13 protein-coding genes are annotated in these 15,869 nt (G+C 34.9%); 1 reads left to right on the top strand and 12 read right to left on the bottom strand.

All coding sequences use genetic code 11. The features are described 5' to 3' along the window. Nucleotides 1-3: 3 nt before the first annotated feature. The 10 genes from OF897_RS01070 to OF897_RS01025 all read right to left on the bottom strand — a co-directional run bounded on the left by OF897_RS01070 (nt 4) and on the right by OF897_RS01025 (nt 12,213). Entirely contained in the window at nt 4-714 is a 711-nt protein-coding gene (locus OF897_RS01070) for a tetratricopeptide repeat protein (RefSeq protein ID WP_267263843.1), read from the bottom strand. A gap of 160 nt (nt 715-874) precedes the next feature. Further along, nucleotides 875-1,411 (bottom strand): adenine phosphoribosyltransferase, encoded by a 537-nt coding sequence (locus OF897_RS01065; protein ID WP_267263842.1) that lies wholly within the window; start codon nt 1,409-1,411, stop codon nt 875-877. A 3-nt stretch (nt 1,412-1,414) separates the two neighbouring features. Continuing rightward, nucleotides 1,415-2,602, bottom strand: coding sequence for a hypothetical protein (locus tag OF897_RS01060; RefSeq protein ID WP_267263841.1), 1,188 nt, complete (start codon nt 2,600-2,602; stop codon nt 1,415-1,417). A 52-nt stretch (nt 2,603-2,654) separates the two neighbouring features. Then, on the bottom strand, nt 2,655-3,674 hold the full coding sequence (locus OF897_RS01055) for a hypothetical protein (RefSeq protein ID WP_267263840.1): 1,020 nt from the start codon (nt 3,672-3,674) through the stop codon (nt 2,655-2,657). 140 nt (nt 3,675-3,814) lie between these two features. Then, on the bottom strand, nt 3,815-5,146 hold the full coding sequence (locus OF897_RS01050) for a quinol:cytochrome C oxidoreductase (RefSeq protein WP_267263839.1): 1,332 nt from the start codon (nt 5,144-5,146) through the stop codon (nt 3,815-3,817). Between the two features lie 8 nt (nt 5,147-5,154). Next, a complete protein-coding gene (locus tag OF897_RS01045) occupies nt 5,155-5,847 on the bottom strand; it encodes a c-type cytochrome (RefSeq protein ID WP_267263838.1) in 693 nt (230 codons plus the stop codon). Beyond that, entirely contained in the window at nt 5,840-6,361 is a 522-nt protein-coding gene (locus OF897_RS01040) for a DUF3341 domain-containing protein (protein ID WP_267263837.1), read from the bottom strand. Before OF897_RS01040 ends, OF897_RS01045 begins: the two co-directional genes overlap by 8 nt. After that, nucleotides 6,348-7,745 (bottom strand): NrfD/PsrC family molybdoenzyme membrane anchor subunit, encoded by a 1,398-nt coding sequence (nrfD, locus tag OF897_RS01035; RefSeq protein WP_267263836.1) that lies wholly within the window; start codon nt 7,743-7,745, stop codon nt 6,348-6,350. The genes OF897_RS01040 and nrfD overlap by 14 nt, the downstream gene beginning before the upstream one ends. 29 nt (nt 7,746-7,774) lie before the next feature. Beyond that, nucleotides 7,775-10,831, bottom strand: coding sequence for a TAT-variant-translocated molybdopterin oxidoreductase (locus OF897_RS01030; RefSeq protein WP_267263835.1), 3,057 nt, complete (start codon nt 10,829-10,831; stop codon nt 7,775-7,777). Between the two features lie 23 nt (nt 10,832-10,854). Continuing rightward, a complete protein-coding gene (locus OF897_RS01025; RefSeq protein WP_267263834.1) occupies nt 10,855-12,213 on the bottom strand; it encodes a c-type cytochrome in 1,359 nt (452 codons plus the stop codon). A gap of 184 nt (nt 12,214-12,397) precedes the next feature. Here OF897_RS01025 and OF897_RS01020 point away from each other — a divergent pair, with 184 nt between their 5' ends. Further along, the gene (locus tag OF897_RS01020) at nt 12,398-12,934 is read left to right on the top strand and encodes an SPOR domain-containing protein (protein ID WP_267263833.1); all 537 of its coding nucleotides are present in this window, start codon (nt 12,398-12,400) and stop codon (nt 12,932-12,934) included. A gap of 51 nt (nt 12,935-12,985) precedes the next feature. On the opposite strand, the gene OF897_RS01015 is transcribed toward OF897_RS01020, so the two are convergent. Both OF897_RS01015 and OF897_RS01010 read right to left on the bottom strand, forming a co-directional pair. Further along, nucleotides 12,986-14,260 carry a DUF6080 domain-containing protein gene (locus OF897_RS01015; RefSeq protein WP_267263832.1) on the bottom strand — a complete coding sequence of 425 codons (1,275 nt, stop codon included), beginning with the start codon at nt 14,258-14,260 and terminating at the stop codon, nt 12,986-12,988. A gap of 64 nt (nt 14,261-14,324) precedes the next feature. Then, the gene (locus OF897_RS01010; protein WP_267263831.1) at nt 14,325-15,866 is read right to left on the bottom strand and encodes a protein adenylyltransferase SelO; all 1,542 of its coding nucleotides are present in this window, start codon (nt 15,864-15,866) and stop codon (nt 14,325-14,327) included. Between the last annotated feature and the right edge of the window lie 3 nt (nt 15,867-15,869).

The following is a 15,869-nucleotide window of genomic DNA, read 5'->3' as shown; positions in this document are numbered from 1 at the left end:
GTTTTAATTTAAATATTTAGTCATTTCGATATAAGAATCAGACATTCCGTTGTCGTAGTCCTGATATTTTTCGTCGATTGTAGCGAAGTATTTTTTAGCTTCTGCATTTTTCTTCATTCCTAAAGCTACAATACCCGCTTTTCTTGTAAAATAGTAAGAAGTATAAGGATCATCAGATGCTGCTGCAGCTTTATCTAATAATGCTAAAGCTTCATCATTTTTGTTAAGACCAGATTTTGCATCTGCCATTACACCAAATTTCATTGCTGTTAATGTTTTGTTATCAGACGAAAATTTATCCATAAGATCATAAGCTTCCTGATATTTTCCTTCTTTAAATTTAAGCAAACCTGCGTTGTAAGCAGAAAGTTTACCCACTTTCGTTGAAGAATATTCGTTATACGTTCCCAAGAAACCTGGGTTAGCTGCAGATTTTCCTCCTAAAGCTTCTTTATCTTTACCTTCTGTAAGATTTTTTTGTGCTGTAAGATATGTTTTTACAGCTTCAGCATTATTTGGAGCAACTATAAACTGCTGATATCCGAAATAAGCCAAAACCCCAACTACCAAACCTACAAATACGGCACTTAATGGTTTTTGATATTTTTCTAGGAATCTTTCTGTGTTTAAAGCCTCTCTGTCAAGGTCTTTAAAAAATTCCACTGTTTCTTTGCCTTCTTGCTCGTTTGGAGCATTCTTTCCCAATTTTGCCATAAATTTTTTAAAAATTGAACTGCAAATTTAATTGTTTCTGAGTGATTTACAAAATACTTTGCAGGGGATTGTTGATTTTATTTAAAAAAGTAAAATGATTTGCCAATAATTAATTGTTAAAACAGTTATTGTAGCATTTCTTCACTTTTTCATTCTAGATTTAATATTCTAAAGTGTGATAGATTTCAGCATTAAATTTTTTAAGTTTTTCTTCGCCTTTCAAATCTTTCAAGCCAATTAAAAAACTGAACTGTACTACTTCTGCAACTTGTTTTTTTACCAATTTTGCAGCAGCTTCTGTTGTTCCTCCGGTTGCTAAAAGATCATCATGAATTAAAATTCGCTGTCCTTTTTTTATCTGTCCTTCTCTGGTTTCTATTTCTGCGCTTCCATATTCCAAATCATATTTTTCTGAAATAATCGGTGGCGGAAGTTTCCCTTTTTTTCTAATTAAAATAAATGGAACTTCTAAAGCGACTGCTATTGCAATTCCGAAAAGATAACCGCGGCTTTCAATTCCGCAGACTGCATCTACTTTTCCTTTGCTGAATTTTACCAAATCTTCGATTACTTCTTCATACAATTTTGGATCAAGAAAAATCGGCGAAATATCTTTAAACTGTATTCCCGGAATCGGAAAATCAGCGATATTTTCTATGGTTGCTTCAAGCTTTGAAATAAGTTCCTGCGATGCCATGTTTTATGGATTAATCTTATAACTTGAAATTTTCCACTCTCCGTTTACATTTTTAAGACCAAAAGTTGCCTTTAAAGATGTTGTTCTTCCGTTTTTATCCGTCACATCATACGTTGCATTTACACTTGATGAATTTGCGTTTGAAGCATTTGTTGTTACATTTTTTACGCTTACATTTTTAATCGCTCCAAAACCTGAAGTAGGGTTTGAGAACGATTCGTAAGATCCCCAACTTGGATTACTTGATGAATCAAAAGCAGCTTTTAAATTCTGTGAGCTTACATTGCTTAAAAATTTGTTTACTGTATTTTTCGGATCTGCAGTCGGTTGTTTTGGTGCTACAGGTGTCGTTGTTGCAGGATCTGTTCCTGTAGTTGGAGGAGTTGGATTACTCGGATCACTTACAGCATTTGGATCTTGCACAATCATTGTAGAGTCTGTTTTTGGTACTTCAGGAACTTTTAAAGCTGAAGGATTTACATCTAAACCAATTTTAGACATTTTAAATGTTTTCGCAGTTGTTTTTACAGAAACTGTTATATCAATTTTGTTATCGACAATTTTTGAAGCTAATAAAGATGAAAATTTAAGGTTAAAACCTTTGAAATTGTTATCCTGCATTAAGTTTTTGGCAGTTGAAAGCTTTACACCGTTGCTGAAAACTTCTAAAGTTGTTTCCAAACCAGCTCCTGTAAACGCAATAGGATTTCCTGAGTTGTCAACCAATCTCGGAACAATCTGCATTGCAGTAGGACCGTTACCTGTATCACCAGAAAGTTGGGTAAGAATACTCAATGAACTTGCTCTTACATCATTAGGATCACTTTCTTTAGCTTTATCATCCCCGAAAATATTCATTTCACCTAATGACGGTGGAGCTGTACTTGCCCATTCTATGCCATTTTGCTGCGCAACTTGGTCTGCAAGAGATAAAATTTCGGGTACTTTTTTACCGTTGATCAATTGACCTAAAGCCTTTAATTCGTTTACATCGCCCTCCGCTTCTACACCGAAAGTCTTCAAAATATAAAGCGCTTCGTTAAACTTTATCTGCTTAATTGTGGTAAGACTCGATGCCATATCGTTGATACTCGACTGTAAAGTCTGGGTTGTAGTTGCATCTACGCTGTCTTTTTTACACGAAGTAAAAAGCAATAGGCTGAACATGAGTAGCAAAGAAAACTTTTTCATTTTAATTATGGTTTATGGCAAATTTAGTAAAACCTTTATTAATACAGATTTTTTATTTTTTGTTTTCTTTTTCTTTTAAATACTCTTTAAAGAATGAACTAAAAATTGCCTGCATATTTGGGAAAGAAGCATCTTGCCAGTAATTTGATGAGTAATTGCTATTGTCTTTATTTAATTTTACTTTGCCTTCTACATCATTATCATCACTGAAATCTAATTCTGTAGGATAAAAGTTTTTGTAAGAAATAAGTTGGTTGTAATCTGGTTCGCTTTTATGTTTAAATTTAATATAACCAATCTCGTTTGATTCCAGGAAATCTCTTAAATCTTTTTTAGAGTCCTTTTCATAAGAATGATTAATTAATGATTTGATATCATAAAGTCTGTAACCAAAAAGAGCCATTTCTTTTTCTTGTAAAGCACTTCCACTGATTTCTATTTCGTCTTTTGTATTTCCTTTCAGTTCCTTGATGGTCGCTTTTTTATTTTTGTATTCTTCAATATTTCCAACATTCGGTAGTTTCGGAAGGTCTAAAAATGCGTTGTAGTCTAAAAGCCCGGTTTTCTTTCTGTCGGTTGACGGATTCTCTAACCTGAAAACTCTATATTGCTGTACGTTTGTGCTTTTCAGTTTTTTTGTTTTATTATCAAAAACATAAGTTGCAATTCCGTCCACATAGCAATTCAACTTACCGTTTACTGTTAGATAAGCATTAAAGTTTCCTTTTACTAAAACATATTTTGCTGGTTTATTATTTTTAATGACAACCGCTTCGATTTCTTTTACTCGATCATTCAGTTTTACAACATCTTTGTTGATTTCGTTAAATGATAGGGTTGCAATTGAAATGTTATCGTAAACCAATTGAAATTTTTCCTGATCTTGTGAAAGAGTAGATTTTTCAATTTTTCCGTCGATGTCTGAGGTTGCTAAAATATTTCCATCGTTTCCGAATACAACAACTTTTGGTAATGGCTGTCCTGTTTTTTCAGAAACAAAACTGATGCTCTGAGCATTGAAGATGCTGAAGAAAATAATGAATAGAAAATTTAATAGATACGATTTTTTCATGGTTTTAATTTAGTTTAAAAAGTTAAGGAATTAAGTCTATTATTAAGACAACAAATTTTGAAAAAGGTTGCCTGTTTTAAACAAAAAAAAGACTGATTTTTAATAATCAGTCTTTTTCAAATTTATTTTGTTACAAGTCCTTAGAAAGGATACTCATAAATTTCAGATTCATGTAAGTAAGGGTTACCTGTAGGAATCAATTTAAGCTTAGTTAATGCTGAAAGCACTGTAAACATAAACAATCCAACTACAAATAGGATAGAACCTAGAACTAATAATAGTACTTCAGGAGTGTTCCAGTAAGGTCCTACTGTTCCCGGCATTACCATGTTGAAGTAATCTAAGATGTGACCGCAGATTACTATGATTGCCATAACGGTTACCACTTTATAGTTTCTCTTAATACTGCTACTTACTAATACCAACAATGGTAATACAAAGTTTACAACTAACATTGGTAAGAATGTTGGAGAGTAATGCTGAAATCTTCCGAAGAAATAATTTACCTCTTCCGGTACGTTTGCATACCAATAAAGCATGAACTGTGCAAACCAAGTATACGTCCAAAGTAAACTTGTAGCGAAAAGGAAAACTCCTAAATCGTGCAAGTGATTGTCATTAAACTGTGGTAAGAAACCGTTTTTCTTAAGATAAACACTTAATAAAATGATTACTGCTATACCACTAGATAAACAACTTACCATTGAATACCATATATACATTGTAGAGTACCAGTGAGGGTCAATAGACATCAACCAATCCCAAGCCCAAGATGCAGAAGCAAATCCGAAGAATGCAATGTATCCTACAGCCCATCTGTAAAGGAACTGATATTCTACTAAAGATTTAGTATCATCTACTTTCTTAGACTGAGCTTTAAGCTTCCAAGCGAAGAAAGATGCTCCTACTACATAAATAATCGTTCTTATTGCGTAGAAAGGAATATTTAAGAATTTTTTCTTCTCATATAAGATCACATCGAAGTGACCAGACTCTGGGTCTGTCAATTCAGGATCCATCCAATGGAAAAGGTGACCGTTATGTGTAATGTTAAGAATCATAATGATAATTAAAATTGCACCACCCCAAGGAATATAAGAAGCAATAGCTTCCATTACTCTTGTAATAATGATTGGCCATCCTGCGTGAGCGGCGTGCTGGATACAGTAGAAAAATAATACTGCCGCACTTACTCCGAAGAAAAATACTGCTACAAAGTGAAGTGAAGCTAATGGCTGATTGTGAACCTGCATTTCTGCGTGCTCTAAGTGAGCAGTGTGATCTTGAGGCCCTACCATTTCGCTAGAGTGTGTAGGAGAAGTATGACCTGCAGAATGTACTGCTTCCATCATATGCTCAATTTTTTCTGTAGAAAGTCCTCTGTTTAAAAAGAAACCTGCAGCAAAAAGAACTACACCTACAACAAGAAGGATTATAGAAGTTGATTTTAATTTTGGTGAAAAACTATACATTTCTTTTCTTATTTTTTAGTTTCGGTAGTCTCAGTTTTAGCTGGAGTCGCTGCTGCTGCTGGAGCCGGAGCTGCGCTCTTTTTAAAAGCATTTATTACATACATTGCCACTCTCCATCTATCTCCTGCATTCAATTGTCCTGCATAAGATCCCATCGCATTTCTACCGTTTGTTAATACATAGTGTACAGATCCTACAGTGATTTCTCTGTCTGCATAATTTGGTACACCAGAATAAGCTCCACTTTGTACAATTGGCCCTTGTCCGTCACCACCAGTTCCGTGACAAGCTGAACAAGTACGGTCAAAAAGCATTTTACCTCTTTCTATATCTTTAGCTGCATTTGCAGGATTTAGAGGAGAAGCGCTGATTGCTTTTGAAGCATCATAACCAGTGTTATATTCGTCTGGTGTCTTTGGAAGTTTACTTTCCTCGAATACACCATCTTTATTTTGAGCTACTGAACCTTCTACAGGAGAAAGACCAGTTGCACCGTTATTTTTTACAAATGCAGGAATTTCATTTTCATGATCTGAATAAGCATCCTGAGCTTTCATCAACGGATCGTAAGCCACTGGGAAATACATATCCGGGAAATAAACTAGAGGTGCATTTTCATTTGGTCCGCAAGAATTAAGTAAAACTGTAGTTAAACCTAAAATTGCTGTAATTTTTAATACATTCTTTTTCATTTTAAGCATCTTTAACAGTTATTTCTTCTACTCCGGTTTCAATTAGCAACTGTTTTACAGATTCTACATCTTCAGTAATGAATTCCATAAGAAATTTATCATCTGTAGTTCTCGGATCTGGGTTTTGAGCTGGTGCAGCAGGATACATTTTATTTCTTACAAAGAAAGTCAAAGACATCAAGTGAGCACAACAGAATACCATTAATTCAAACATCGGGTCAATAAAAGCAGGGAAGTTATTTACCCAGCTAAAAGATGGTTTACCACCAATATTTTGAGCCCAGTCATGATTCATAATATACCAAGTAACCGTCAAACCGATAGAAACTCCATAAAGTGCGTAGATAAAAGCAGCATCAGAAATTCTAGTTTTCTTTAAACCCAAAGCTTTGTCTAGCCCGTGAACAGGAAATGGTGTATAAACTTCGTTTATTGCAATCCCTTTATCGTTGAATGCTTTAACGCCGTTCATTAGATCGTCGTCGTCCGCATAAAGTCCGTATACAATTTTAGTGGTGCTCATCTCCTTCTTTTACTTTATATGTTTCACCTGAGATTTTCAAAATCGATTTCAATTCAGCCTGTGCAATTACAGGGAATGTTCTTGCGTATAGTAAGAATAATACAGAGAAGAATCCGATAGTTCCTAAATATACACCTACATCAATAATTGTTGGTTTAAACATCGTCCAAGAACCAGGCAAGTAATCTCTTGAAAGGTTGATAACGATGATGTCGAAACGCTCAAACCACATACCGATGTTGATGATTAATGCGATGATAAATGTTGCAATAATATTTGTTCTTACTTTTTTAAACCAGAATAATGCTGGAATAACAAGGTTACAAATAATCAATGCCCAGAAAGCCCACCAATAAGGTCCAACAGCTGCACCCGGAGAAAGATAAGTAAAGTCTTCATATCTTGAACCAGAGTACCATCCGATGAAATATTCAGTTGCGTAAGCTACAGTTACCATACCACCAGTTAATACAATTACGATGTTCATAATTTCGATATGATACATTGTGATGTAATCTTCAAGGTGACAAACTTTTCTAGCAATTAACAATAGTGTTTGTACCATTGCAAATCCTGAGAAGATTGCTCCTGCAACGAAGTAAGGAGGATAGATCGTAGAGTGCCATCCTTTAATAACTGAAGTTGCGAAGTCAAAAGATACAGTAGTGTGTACTGAGAATACAAGCGGAGTTGCCAAACCTGCAAGAACCAAAGATACTTCTTCGAATCTCTGCCAGTGTTTTGCTTTACCACCCCAACCGAATGCTAGGAATGTATAAATCTTCTTAGTCCAAGGAGTTTTAGCTCTGTCTCTGATCATTGCAAAGTCAGGAATCAAACCGATAAACCAGAATACTGTTGATACTGAGAAATACGTACAGATTGCAAATACATCCCAAAGTAGAGGAGAGTTGAAGTTAGTCCAAAGTGAACCAAACTGGTTAGGAAGAGGGAATACCCAATATCCTACCCAAACTCTACCCATGTGAATAAGCGGGAAGATTGCTGCCTGTACAACAGCGAAGATTGTCATTGCTTCCGCAGAACGGTTTACAGACATTCTCCAACGTTGTCTAAATAATAATAATACTGCGGAGATAAGTGTTCCGGCGTGACCGATACCTACCCACCATACGAAGTTGGTAATATCCCAACCCCAGTTAATAGTTCTGTTAAGCCCCCATGCTCCAATACCTGTTCCGATAGTGTAGGCGATACAGCCGAATCCGTAGATGAATAGAACTAAGGCTGCATATAGTGAGATCCACCATAATTTACCTGCTCTTTCTTCGATAGGTCGTGCAATATCTTCTGTGATATCGTGATAAGTTTTGTGACCAATAATCAGAGGTTCCCTTATCGGAGCTTCGTAATGTCCTGACATTTTTTACCTATTTATTATTTAAACTTTATTTATACTCTGTTTCTTACTTTAGTATGATAGAACACATTTGGTTTTGTTCCGATCTCTTCAAGTAAATGATATCTTCTATTGTCAGAATAAATTTTTCTAACGTGAGATTCTTTATCATTCATATCTCCAAACTGTAATGAACCTGTAGAACAAGCTTTAGAACAAGCTGTCTGGAATTCACCATCTTTCACTTTTCTGTTTTCTTTTTTAGCCTCAAGAATTGTTGCCTGAGTCATTTGAATACAAAGTGAGCATTTCTCCATTACCCCTCTTGTTCTTACAACAACATCTGGGTTAAGTACCATTCTTCCAAGGTCGTTATTCATGTTGAAATCGAACTTGTCGTTCAAGTTATATGTAAACCAGTTGAATCTTCTTACTTTGTAAGGACAGTTGTTTGCACAATATCTTGTACCGATACATCTGTTGTAAGCCATATGGTTTTGACCTTGCTTACTGTGAGAAGTTGCCGCTACCGGACAAACAGTTTCACATGGAGCGTGGTTACAGTGTTGACACATTACCGGCTGGAAGATTACATCGGGATTTTCTGCAGGATTTTCTAAAGCTCCTTCAATTCCTAAAACGCTACTTCCGTAAAGTTCTGGAACTGCTTTTCCTTGAGCCAATCCATCATAAACTGTCAAATCTTGTTTAGAAGAATAATAACGGTCAATTCTTAACCAGAACATATCTCTAGACATTCTGATCTCTTCTTTACCTACTACAGGAACGTTGTTTTCTGCCTGACAAGCAATAATACATGCTCCACAACCAGTACAAGAGTTCAAGTCTACTGATAAGTTAAAGTGAGGCCCGTCTGTATCATCAAAAGCATCCCAAAGGTCAATTTTACCTGCTGGAAGAGCGCCACTGATAGTGTGATATTCCAAAGGCTTGTTCCATCCTTTATGCTCATCATCAAATGCAACGTTAAGGAAATCTGCCAAAGGAACTTCTTTAGCGATATCATAACGTCCCATCATTGTATTTTGAAGTTGTACTCCTGCAAATTCATGGTCTTCACCTGTCTTCTGAAGAGTAACATTAGAAATTACCAAGTTTGAACCATCAAATAAAGGATAAGCATTTACTCCGGTATCTGCCGTTGCTCCTGAATCTTTTTTACCGTATCCTAAAGCTAAACCAACAGAACCGTCAGCTTGACCAGCCTGAACAAATACAGGTACGTTTTCTATTTTTACTCCGTTTACGGTAAGATTTACAAGAGAACCGTCTAACTGCATTCTTGCATTAAGATCGTTATCAATTCCTAATCTTTCTGCATCTTTTGGAGACATTGTTAAATAGTTGTCCCAAGACATTCTTGTAATAGGATCCGGTAATTCCTGCAACCAAGGGTTGTTTGCCTGAGTACCGTCACCGATTGAAGTCTTAGTATAAAGAACTAATTCTAAATCTGATGCTTTAAAGTTTCCTAATTCTGCAACAGCTTGAGCACCATTTCCACCTGCATAAGATAGAGTAGTAGCATTAGCAGAAGCAACGATACCGTTGTATAAAGCTTTGTTGAAAGATGTTCCACTTAAAACAGAAGCCGAATTAGCTTTTAAATAATCGTAATAATTATTAGCAGCATTGTTTTTACCATTTTTCCAAACCAATAGAGATTCTTCAATCTGTCTTGACTTGTAAATTTTCTGGATTGTTGGCTGCATTAATGTATAAACTCCAGTCTGAGGCTCCATATCACCCCAAGATTCTAGCCAGTTAGCTACAGGAATTACAGCTTTCGCTGCTTTATACATTTCGTTTTTCTTATCTGTAACCGCAATTACGTGAGGAACTTTTGTCAAAGATTTTTTGAAATCCTGACCTTTGTTGTGAGAATAAATTGGGTCAACGTTGTTTGTAATCAATACTCCAACCTGTCCTGCATTTACCCATCCTAAAAATTCCTGATATCTTGCGTTGTCAAATTCTTTTAAGAAGTTTGCTTTACCAGTGAAAGCAACTGAACCTAATTTTTGGTTAATTAAGTGTGCTAAAACCTGAGCACCTTTAGAACCATCAGCTAAAATAACAGCTTTGCTTCCTTTAGCTTTTAATTCTTTTACGATTTCTGTAGCAACTTTGCTTGTAGGGTTAGCTCCTGTAACGATAGCGTTGTAAACTTCAACCAAAGCTTTGTTTACATCACTTGGTTTTACTCTGTATCTTGAATCTGAGTTTGCACCCGTTAAAGACATATTAGATTCCACCTGAATGTGTCTCAACATCGTTGCTCCCGGAACTCTTGCTGCTGCGTAAGAAGTCTCTAAGCTAGCTGCGTTATAGTCTCCTAAGAAATCAGCTTGGAAAGCAACCACCAATTCAGAACCTTTAAGGTCGTAAACTGGTAATGCTCTTTGTCCGAAAACTTCCTGAGCTGCATCTAAAGCTGCAGAATAAGGGAAAGCATCATAAGTTACTAATTCAGCTGTAGGATATTTTGCTTTAAATTCAGCAAATAATTTTTTGAATGTAGGTGAAGCAAAAGACTGAGATAAAAGAACAATCTTTTTACCTGCAGACTGAGCTTCATTTAATCCTTTCAAAACGAAATCATCTACTTTATCGAAAGTTTCGTCTTTACCGTCAAGTTTTGGTTGCTTTACTTTATCGTTATCATAAAGCGAAAGTACACTTGCTTGAGCTCTTGCGTTGGTTTTACCTAAATCACCTGCAATAGGGTTTGCCTCTATTTTAATGGGTCTACCTTCTCTTGTTTTTACTAAAACACTTGCAAAGTCGAAACCATCAAAATATGTTGATGCGTAGTAATTGGGAACCCCAGGTATAATTTCGTGTGGTTTTACTACATAAGGAATCGTTTTGATTACTGGGGCTTCACAAGCAGCCAATGTTACTGCTGCTGTAGAAAATCCTAATAATTTTAAGAAATCTCTTCTAGACGTACCGTCAGTTTTTTCTGCACCTTCTGCAAAATCCTCTACCGGAATTTCTTCTTGGAACTCTTTAAGAGCCAGCTTACCGTTTAAGGCAGGGTCTTTAAGTTCGTGAATACTTCTAAATTGTATTTTGTTTGAAGCCATTTATACTTCTAATTTTTTAGTTATTAATAATGACATTTACCACACTCAAGACCTCCAATTGCATCTACAGTGATTTTACCACCATCTTTCGGGTATTGCTTTTTAAGCTTTTCGTGTAGATTTTTGAAGTATTCTTTATTATAACCGTTGTTCATATCAATTTCGGTTGTTCTGTGACATTCGATACACCATCCCATAGTGAAATCGTTTGCCATTTGTACAACGTTCATTGTATCGATTTTTCCGTGACAAGCTTTACAAACTACGTCGATTTTGTTGTCTGGATTTTTCTTGTTGAAAGAATTGATAATCGCTTGCTCACCTGCTACTACGTGTTGAGAGTGGTTGAAGTAAACGAAATCCGGCATATTGTGAATTCTTGTCCATTCTACAGGAGTTGTTTTACCTGTGTATTGTTGTTTTTCAGAATCCCAACCTGTCGCAGCATAAATTTTCTGGATTTCTCCGTCGTAGAATGCTTTGTCTTTTCCTGGCTCAATGTATTTACCGTTGTATTCAGAAATAGATCTGTGACAGTTCATACAAACGTTCATAGAAGGAATTTCAGATACTTTACCGTACTTAGCACTTGAGTGACACAGTTGACAGTCAATTTTGTTTTCTCCAGCGTGAATTTTGTGAGAGAAGTAAATCGGTTGCTCAGGCTTATAACCCTTGTAAACACCAATCCACATAATCCAGTTCCAAATACCATAAGTCGCTAGAATAGCAAGAATTGCTAAAGCTCCTTTACCAATAAAGTGGTACTTTTCGTAAATTTCGCTGAAAGATTTTACTCTTGTTTCGTTAAGTCCAGCCAAGTCTTCAGACTGACCTAGTTTTACTAACTGTCTCAGTTTAACCAAGATCCAAACTAAAAGACCAGCAATAGCAATAAGTGAAATGATTACAACACTTGAAGTTGTATTGTTTGCAGGTGCTGCATTTGCCGTATCAACAGTAGAAGTTTTTTTATCATCAACTGGAGGAGCTGGCTCAGGAGGATTAGTTGTATATGCTAAAATATCGTCAATATCCTTATCTGAAAGATTCGGAAATTGCTGCATAACAGTTTTGTTGTTCTTCTCAAAAACTTCATTAGCATACTTGTCACCAGAAGCCCTCAATGCTACGTTGTCTTTAATCCACTTGTGAAGCCAATCTGTATCAAGTCCTTGCTCAGTTTTAAGTCTTGCTACTACACCTTTCAGTGCAGGTCCCACAACTTGTTTGTCTAAAGCGTGACATGCTGTACAGTTTGCCTTAAAAAGTTTTTCACCATTTTTAGGATCGCCGTCTTGCCCGTAAATTGAAGCACTTGTTGATAGCAATAAACCTATCGCAATCAGCCCTTTTTTATAATGCTTTCTCCAACTAATCATTTAAATTATCTTATGTTAGTAAATATTGAATGTGTAATCAATCCCGCAAAAATAATATTTTTAAGAAGAATTTAACGGCTTTAACAAAAGGTAAAATGTCATATAGGTTTAATTTGTAACTATTCTAAATAACTGTGTTTGCTGTATTTTTTAAATTATCATAACTTTGCGGAAACAAGTTTAAATGAAAAATTTGATCAAAATATTTTCAGTATTGGCTCTTATGGGATTTTATACTCTTGATGCACAGCAAATTGTAAAGAGAGATACCTTATCCGGAACAGAGTTGGTCATTACAATGGATTCTCGTGTAAATGATGCTTTAGCGTCTATTGAAGACCGATGTTTAAAAACAACTACAACCAAAGTTTCTACCGGATTTGATGATGATGCACCTTCAAAACCAACAAAAATTTATGTTCCAAGCAGAGAATTGACGAATGCTGAAATTTGTAGAAAAAATCCAAGAATTTTAGGTTTTAAAATTCAAATCACAACCGTAAAAAGTAACGAAGAGGCAAATGAAGTAAAAGCATATTTCAGAAAAAGATTTCCAAATCTTAAAGTTGAAACCGATGCTTCATTGAGACCAAATTATAAGATTTTAGCAGGAAGTTATTTCTCGAAACAGAGTGCTGCAAGTGATTTAGCTAGAGTAAAAGAGTACTTTAAATCTGCAACTCCGATTCAGTACAGAGTTTTTTGTGCAGAAGCAAAATAAGATTTAAGTATTATAAAATTAAAGGCTGAGAATATTTTTCTCAGTCTTTTTTTATCTGTAAAATTGATTAACGAAATCAAAAAAATCCCACATTCTCATGTAATTGTTGAACAGTAAATAAACCATCAGAACTCCAAGAACTGATGTGAAAAATGACATCATTTTTGGTGAATCTCGGTATGAAAAAAACAACCATCCCAACAAAAGCGGAAAAACAAAAACAAAATGGCCACCGTAAATGTATGAAGTGTGAAGTCCGAATCTGAAAACGCAATGAATTAAAACGTCTACCAAAAGTGAAAGCATTAAAATCTGAACTAATTTATTCTTGAAATTTTTAAAATAACTCCATAAAATCAGTATTAAAAGTAGCCCAATAAAAATGTAAGGAATCACTGAAGTGTAAACATCCATGAAAAGAGCTTTGTAATAAAAACCTTTCATATTATGTTTTTCACGAATAAAAAAGCTCGGAAAAAGAATACTTCCACCGAAAAAATACGAGTAAATCATGTCCCAGGTCGGAGTAGATTTTACATTAGAAAACTTTTCATATTGTTCTCCCGATTTTGAAAGAATATTGGTGTATTTGAAGTCAATTCTGTAAAGATAAAGTGCCGTAAAAGAAGCACAAGTCAGCAAAACTCTGAGTGTTGCATTTCCGAACTTTTTCCAACTTTTAAAAAGTCCTTTTTCAAAAATAATGGGAATAAAAACTTTTACAATGTTGGTTACCGTTAATCCGCCAATTGTAACTCCCGCCAAAACTAGAGCAGAGCCTGCAATTTTTTTATCTTTTTTAAATTTAACAGCAGTGTAATAATTGAATAAAACCAATAAAAATAGAGTGTAAGTATAGGTTTCAGGAGTGAAAGAAAGTAAAATATTGGTCGAAAAAACACTAAAAAAAGCAATAATCAAAAGATTTAAACCAATCGGAAGTTGAACAATATTTTTTAAATATTTATAAACCTGAACTAAACTTAAACTGATGGTAATATTACTTAGCCAGGCTAATGTCAACCTGAAATTACTTCCTGTTTTTCCATCTGAAATATAAAATGCCAATTCTCGAATCCAATTGAAAAAATAATAGGAAAGAGGGTGTCTTTCGAAACTTCCGCCGGTCATAACGATGGCTTTGTTGTCAAAACTGAAATATCCGTCCCAAGGAATTCTTGCATCAAAAATAATGCGATAATGTTGGGCAAAATAACTTCCCAAAGCTCCGTATGCAATAAGAAAGAAGATGAAAATTCCCAATTCTGCGAAGGAAGAAGGAAAAACTATTCTGAAAAAGTTTAAAAATTTAGATTTGAAAGACACAGATTATAATTTTTGCAAAAGTAAAATAAAAAACCCACCTGAAAAGATGGGTTTTGAATTATATTTAAGAACTACAAGATAACATCGAGCATCCCGAAACATCATCATAACCTGAAGGTCTTTTTGCAGAAAATTCAGGGAAAATTTCTTCGTAAGGATTTTTCAAAGCTTTAATCAATTTTCCAAGCATTTCTGTTTTTCCTATGTTTAATTCTTCGATACATTCAAAAAGAAGGTAGTTTCTAAGGATGAATTTTGGATTATTTTTCCTCATTAAATCTAGAGATTCTTCTTTTGAAATTGTATTTTCTGTTAATCTTAATTGATATATTTTAATAAAATGTTGAAGTTTTTGAAGTTTTACTTCATCTAAATTTCCATAAGAAACTTTTGAAAAGAGGTTTTCAAGATTTGAATTATTATTAATTTTCTCCAATTGATTAAAAAATAGGGTGTAATCAAATTCAAGTTCCTGCATTAAACCTTGCCAATTGGTAAAAAATTCTTCGTCACTCTTTTTCAGTTCATCAAAACCAAATTTTTTGCATAACATTTTGTCATGAGCTTCCCAAAAGTAATTTCCATAACGATTTAATGTTTCTTCCAAAAACTTTTCATCCTTAACTAAAGGATAAAGTGAGTTTGCCAATTGCCAAAGGTTCCATTGTGAAATTTGTCCTTGTTTTCCGAAAGCATATCTTCTTCCCGGCAAATCTGTTGTATTTGGAGTGAAATTTAAATCATATTCATCCATCATAGAATAAGGTCCGTAATCGATTGTTAAACCTAAAATCGACATATTGTCGGTATTCATTACACCGTGTACAAAACCAACTCTGAACCATTCAACCATCAAATCTGCAGTTCTTATACAAACTTCACTGAAAAAGTCTTTGTATTTCTGTTCGCCTTCAGATTGAATATTTTTAAAATAATTTTCAATTGTGAAATCAACCAAGTCAATCAATGTATTGATTTCTTTTTGAGCAGAAATTAATTCAAAATGACCAAAACGAAGAAAACTTTCTGCAGTTCTTACCACGACTGCACCTTTTTCTTCTTGAGGATTTCCGCTGTACATCATATCGCGAACTACATTTTCTCCGGTAAAGCTCAGACTTAAAGCTCTGGTTGTAGGAACTCCAAGATGAAACATTGCTTCGCTCATCAAATATTCACGTACTGACGATCTCAGGACAGCTCTTCCATCCGCATGACGAGAATAAGGTGTTGCTCCAGCTCCTTTCCATTGGATTTCATTTTTTTTTCCAGCTTCATTTGTAATTTCACCAGCAAGAATTGCTCTCCCGTCTCCGAGTTGACCTGCCCAGTTTCCAAACTGGTGTCCTGCATAAGCGGTGGCGTAAGTCTTTATGTTTTCGGGTAAATTGGTTGCTGCTAAAAATTGAAAATCTTTTTCATCTAATTTTCCCAAGCCGATTTCTTCTGAAAGTTTTTCATTAAAAATAATGGTTTCCGGATTTTCAAAACCAACAGGTTCAACGGTTGAAAATAAAACTTTCGGTGTGTTTCGCTGAATTGTATTTCCTGAAAAATCTCCCGGAAAAATTTCTGTGAAAGGTTGGGTAATCTTATCAATATTCATGGT

It is taken from the genome of Chryseobacterium formosum, from assembly GCF_026460885.1.
Classification (GTDB): Bacteria; Bacteroidota; Bacteroidia; order Flavobacteriales; family Weeksellaceae; genus Chryseobacterium; species Chryseobacterium formosus.
This window is presented reverse-complemented; position numbering and strand designations above follow the sequence as displayed.

What these genes read in the sequence shown, in the direction of transcription:
- OF897_RS01065 (WP_267263842.1), bottom strand. Translation starts at nt 1,411, where the DNA reads ATGGCATCGCAGGAACTTATTTCAAAGCTTGAAGCAACCATAGAAAAT.
- OF897_RS01030 (WP_267263835.1), bottom strand. Translation starts at nt 10,831, where the DNA reads ATGGCTTCAAACAAAATACAATTTAGAAGTATTCACGAACTTAAAGAC.
- OF897_RS01045 (WP_267263838.1), bottom strand. Translation starts at nt 5,847, where the DNA reads ATGCTTAAAATGAAAAAGAATGTATTAAAAATTACAGCAATTTTAGGT.
- OF897_RS01010 (WP_267263831.1), bottom strand. Translation starts at nt 15,866, where the DNA reads ATGAATATTGATAAGATTACCCAACCTTTCACAGAAATTTTTCCGGGA.
- OF897_RS01050 (WP_267263839.1), bottom strand. Translation starts at nt 5,146, where the DNA reads ATGTATAGTTTTTCACCAAAATTAAAATCAACTTCTATAATCCTTCTT.
- OF897_RS01060 (WP_267263841.1), bottom strand. Translation starts at nt 2,602, where the DNA reads ATGAAAAAGTTTTCTTTGCTACTCATGTTCAGCCTATTGCTTTTTACT.
- OF897_RS01055 (WP_267263840.1), bottom strand. Translation starts at nt 3,674, where the DNA reads ATGAAAAAATCGTATCTATTAAATTTTCTATTCATTATTTTCTTCAGC.
- nrfD (WP_267263836.1), bottom strand. Translation starts at nt 7,745, where the DNA reads ATGTCAGGACATTACGAAGCTCCGATAAGGGAACCTCTGATTATTGGT.
- OF897_RS01020 (WP_267263833.1), top strand. Translation starts at nt 12,398, where the DNA reads ATGAAAAATTTGATCAAAATATTTTCAGTATTGGCTCTTATGGGATTT.
- OF897_RS01025 (WP_267263834.1), bottom strand. Translation starts at nt 12,213, where the DNA reads ATGATTAGTTGGAGAAAGCATTATAAAAAAGGGCTGATTGCGATAGGT.
- OF897_RS01070 (WP_267263843.1), bottom strand. Translation starts at nt 714, where the DNA reads ATGGCAAAATTGGGAAAGAATGCTCCAAACGAGCAAGAAGGCAAAGAA.
- OF897_RS01040 (WP_267263837.1), bottom strand. Translation starts at nt 6,361, where the DNA reads ATGAGCACCACTAAAATTGTATACGGACTTTATGCGGACGACGACGAT.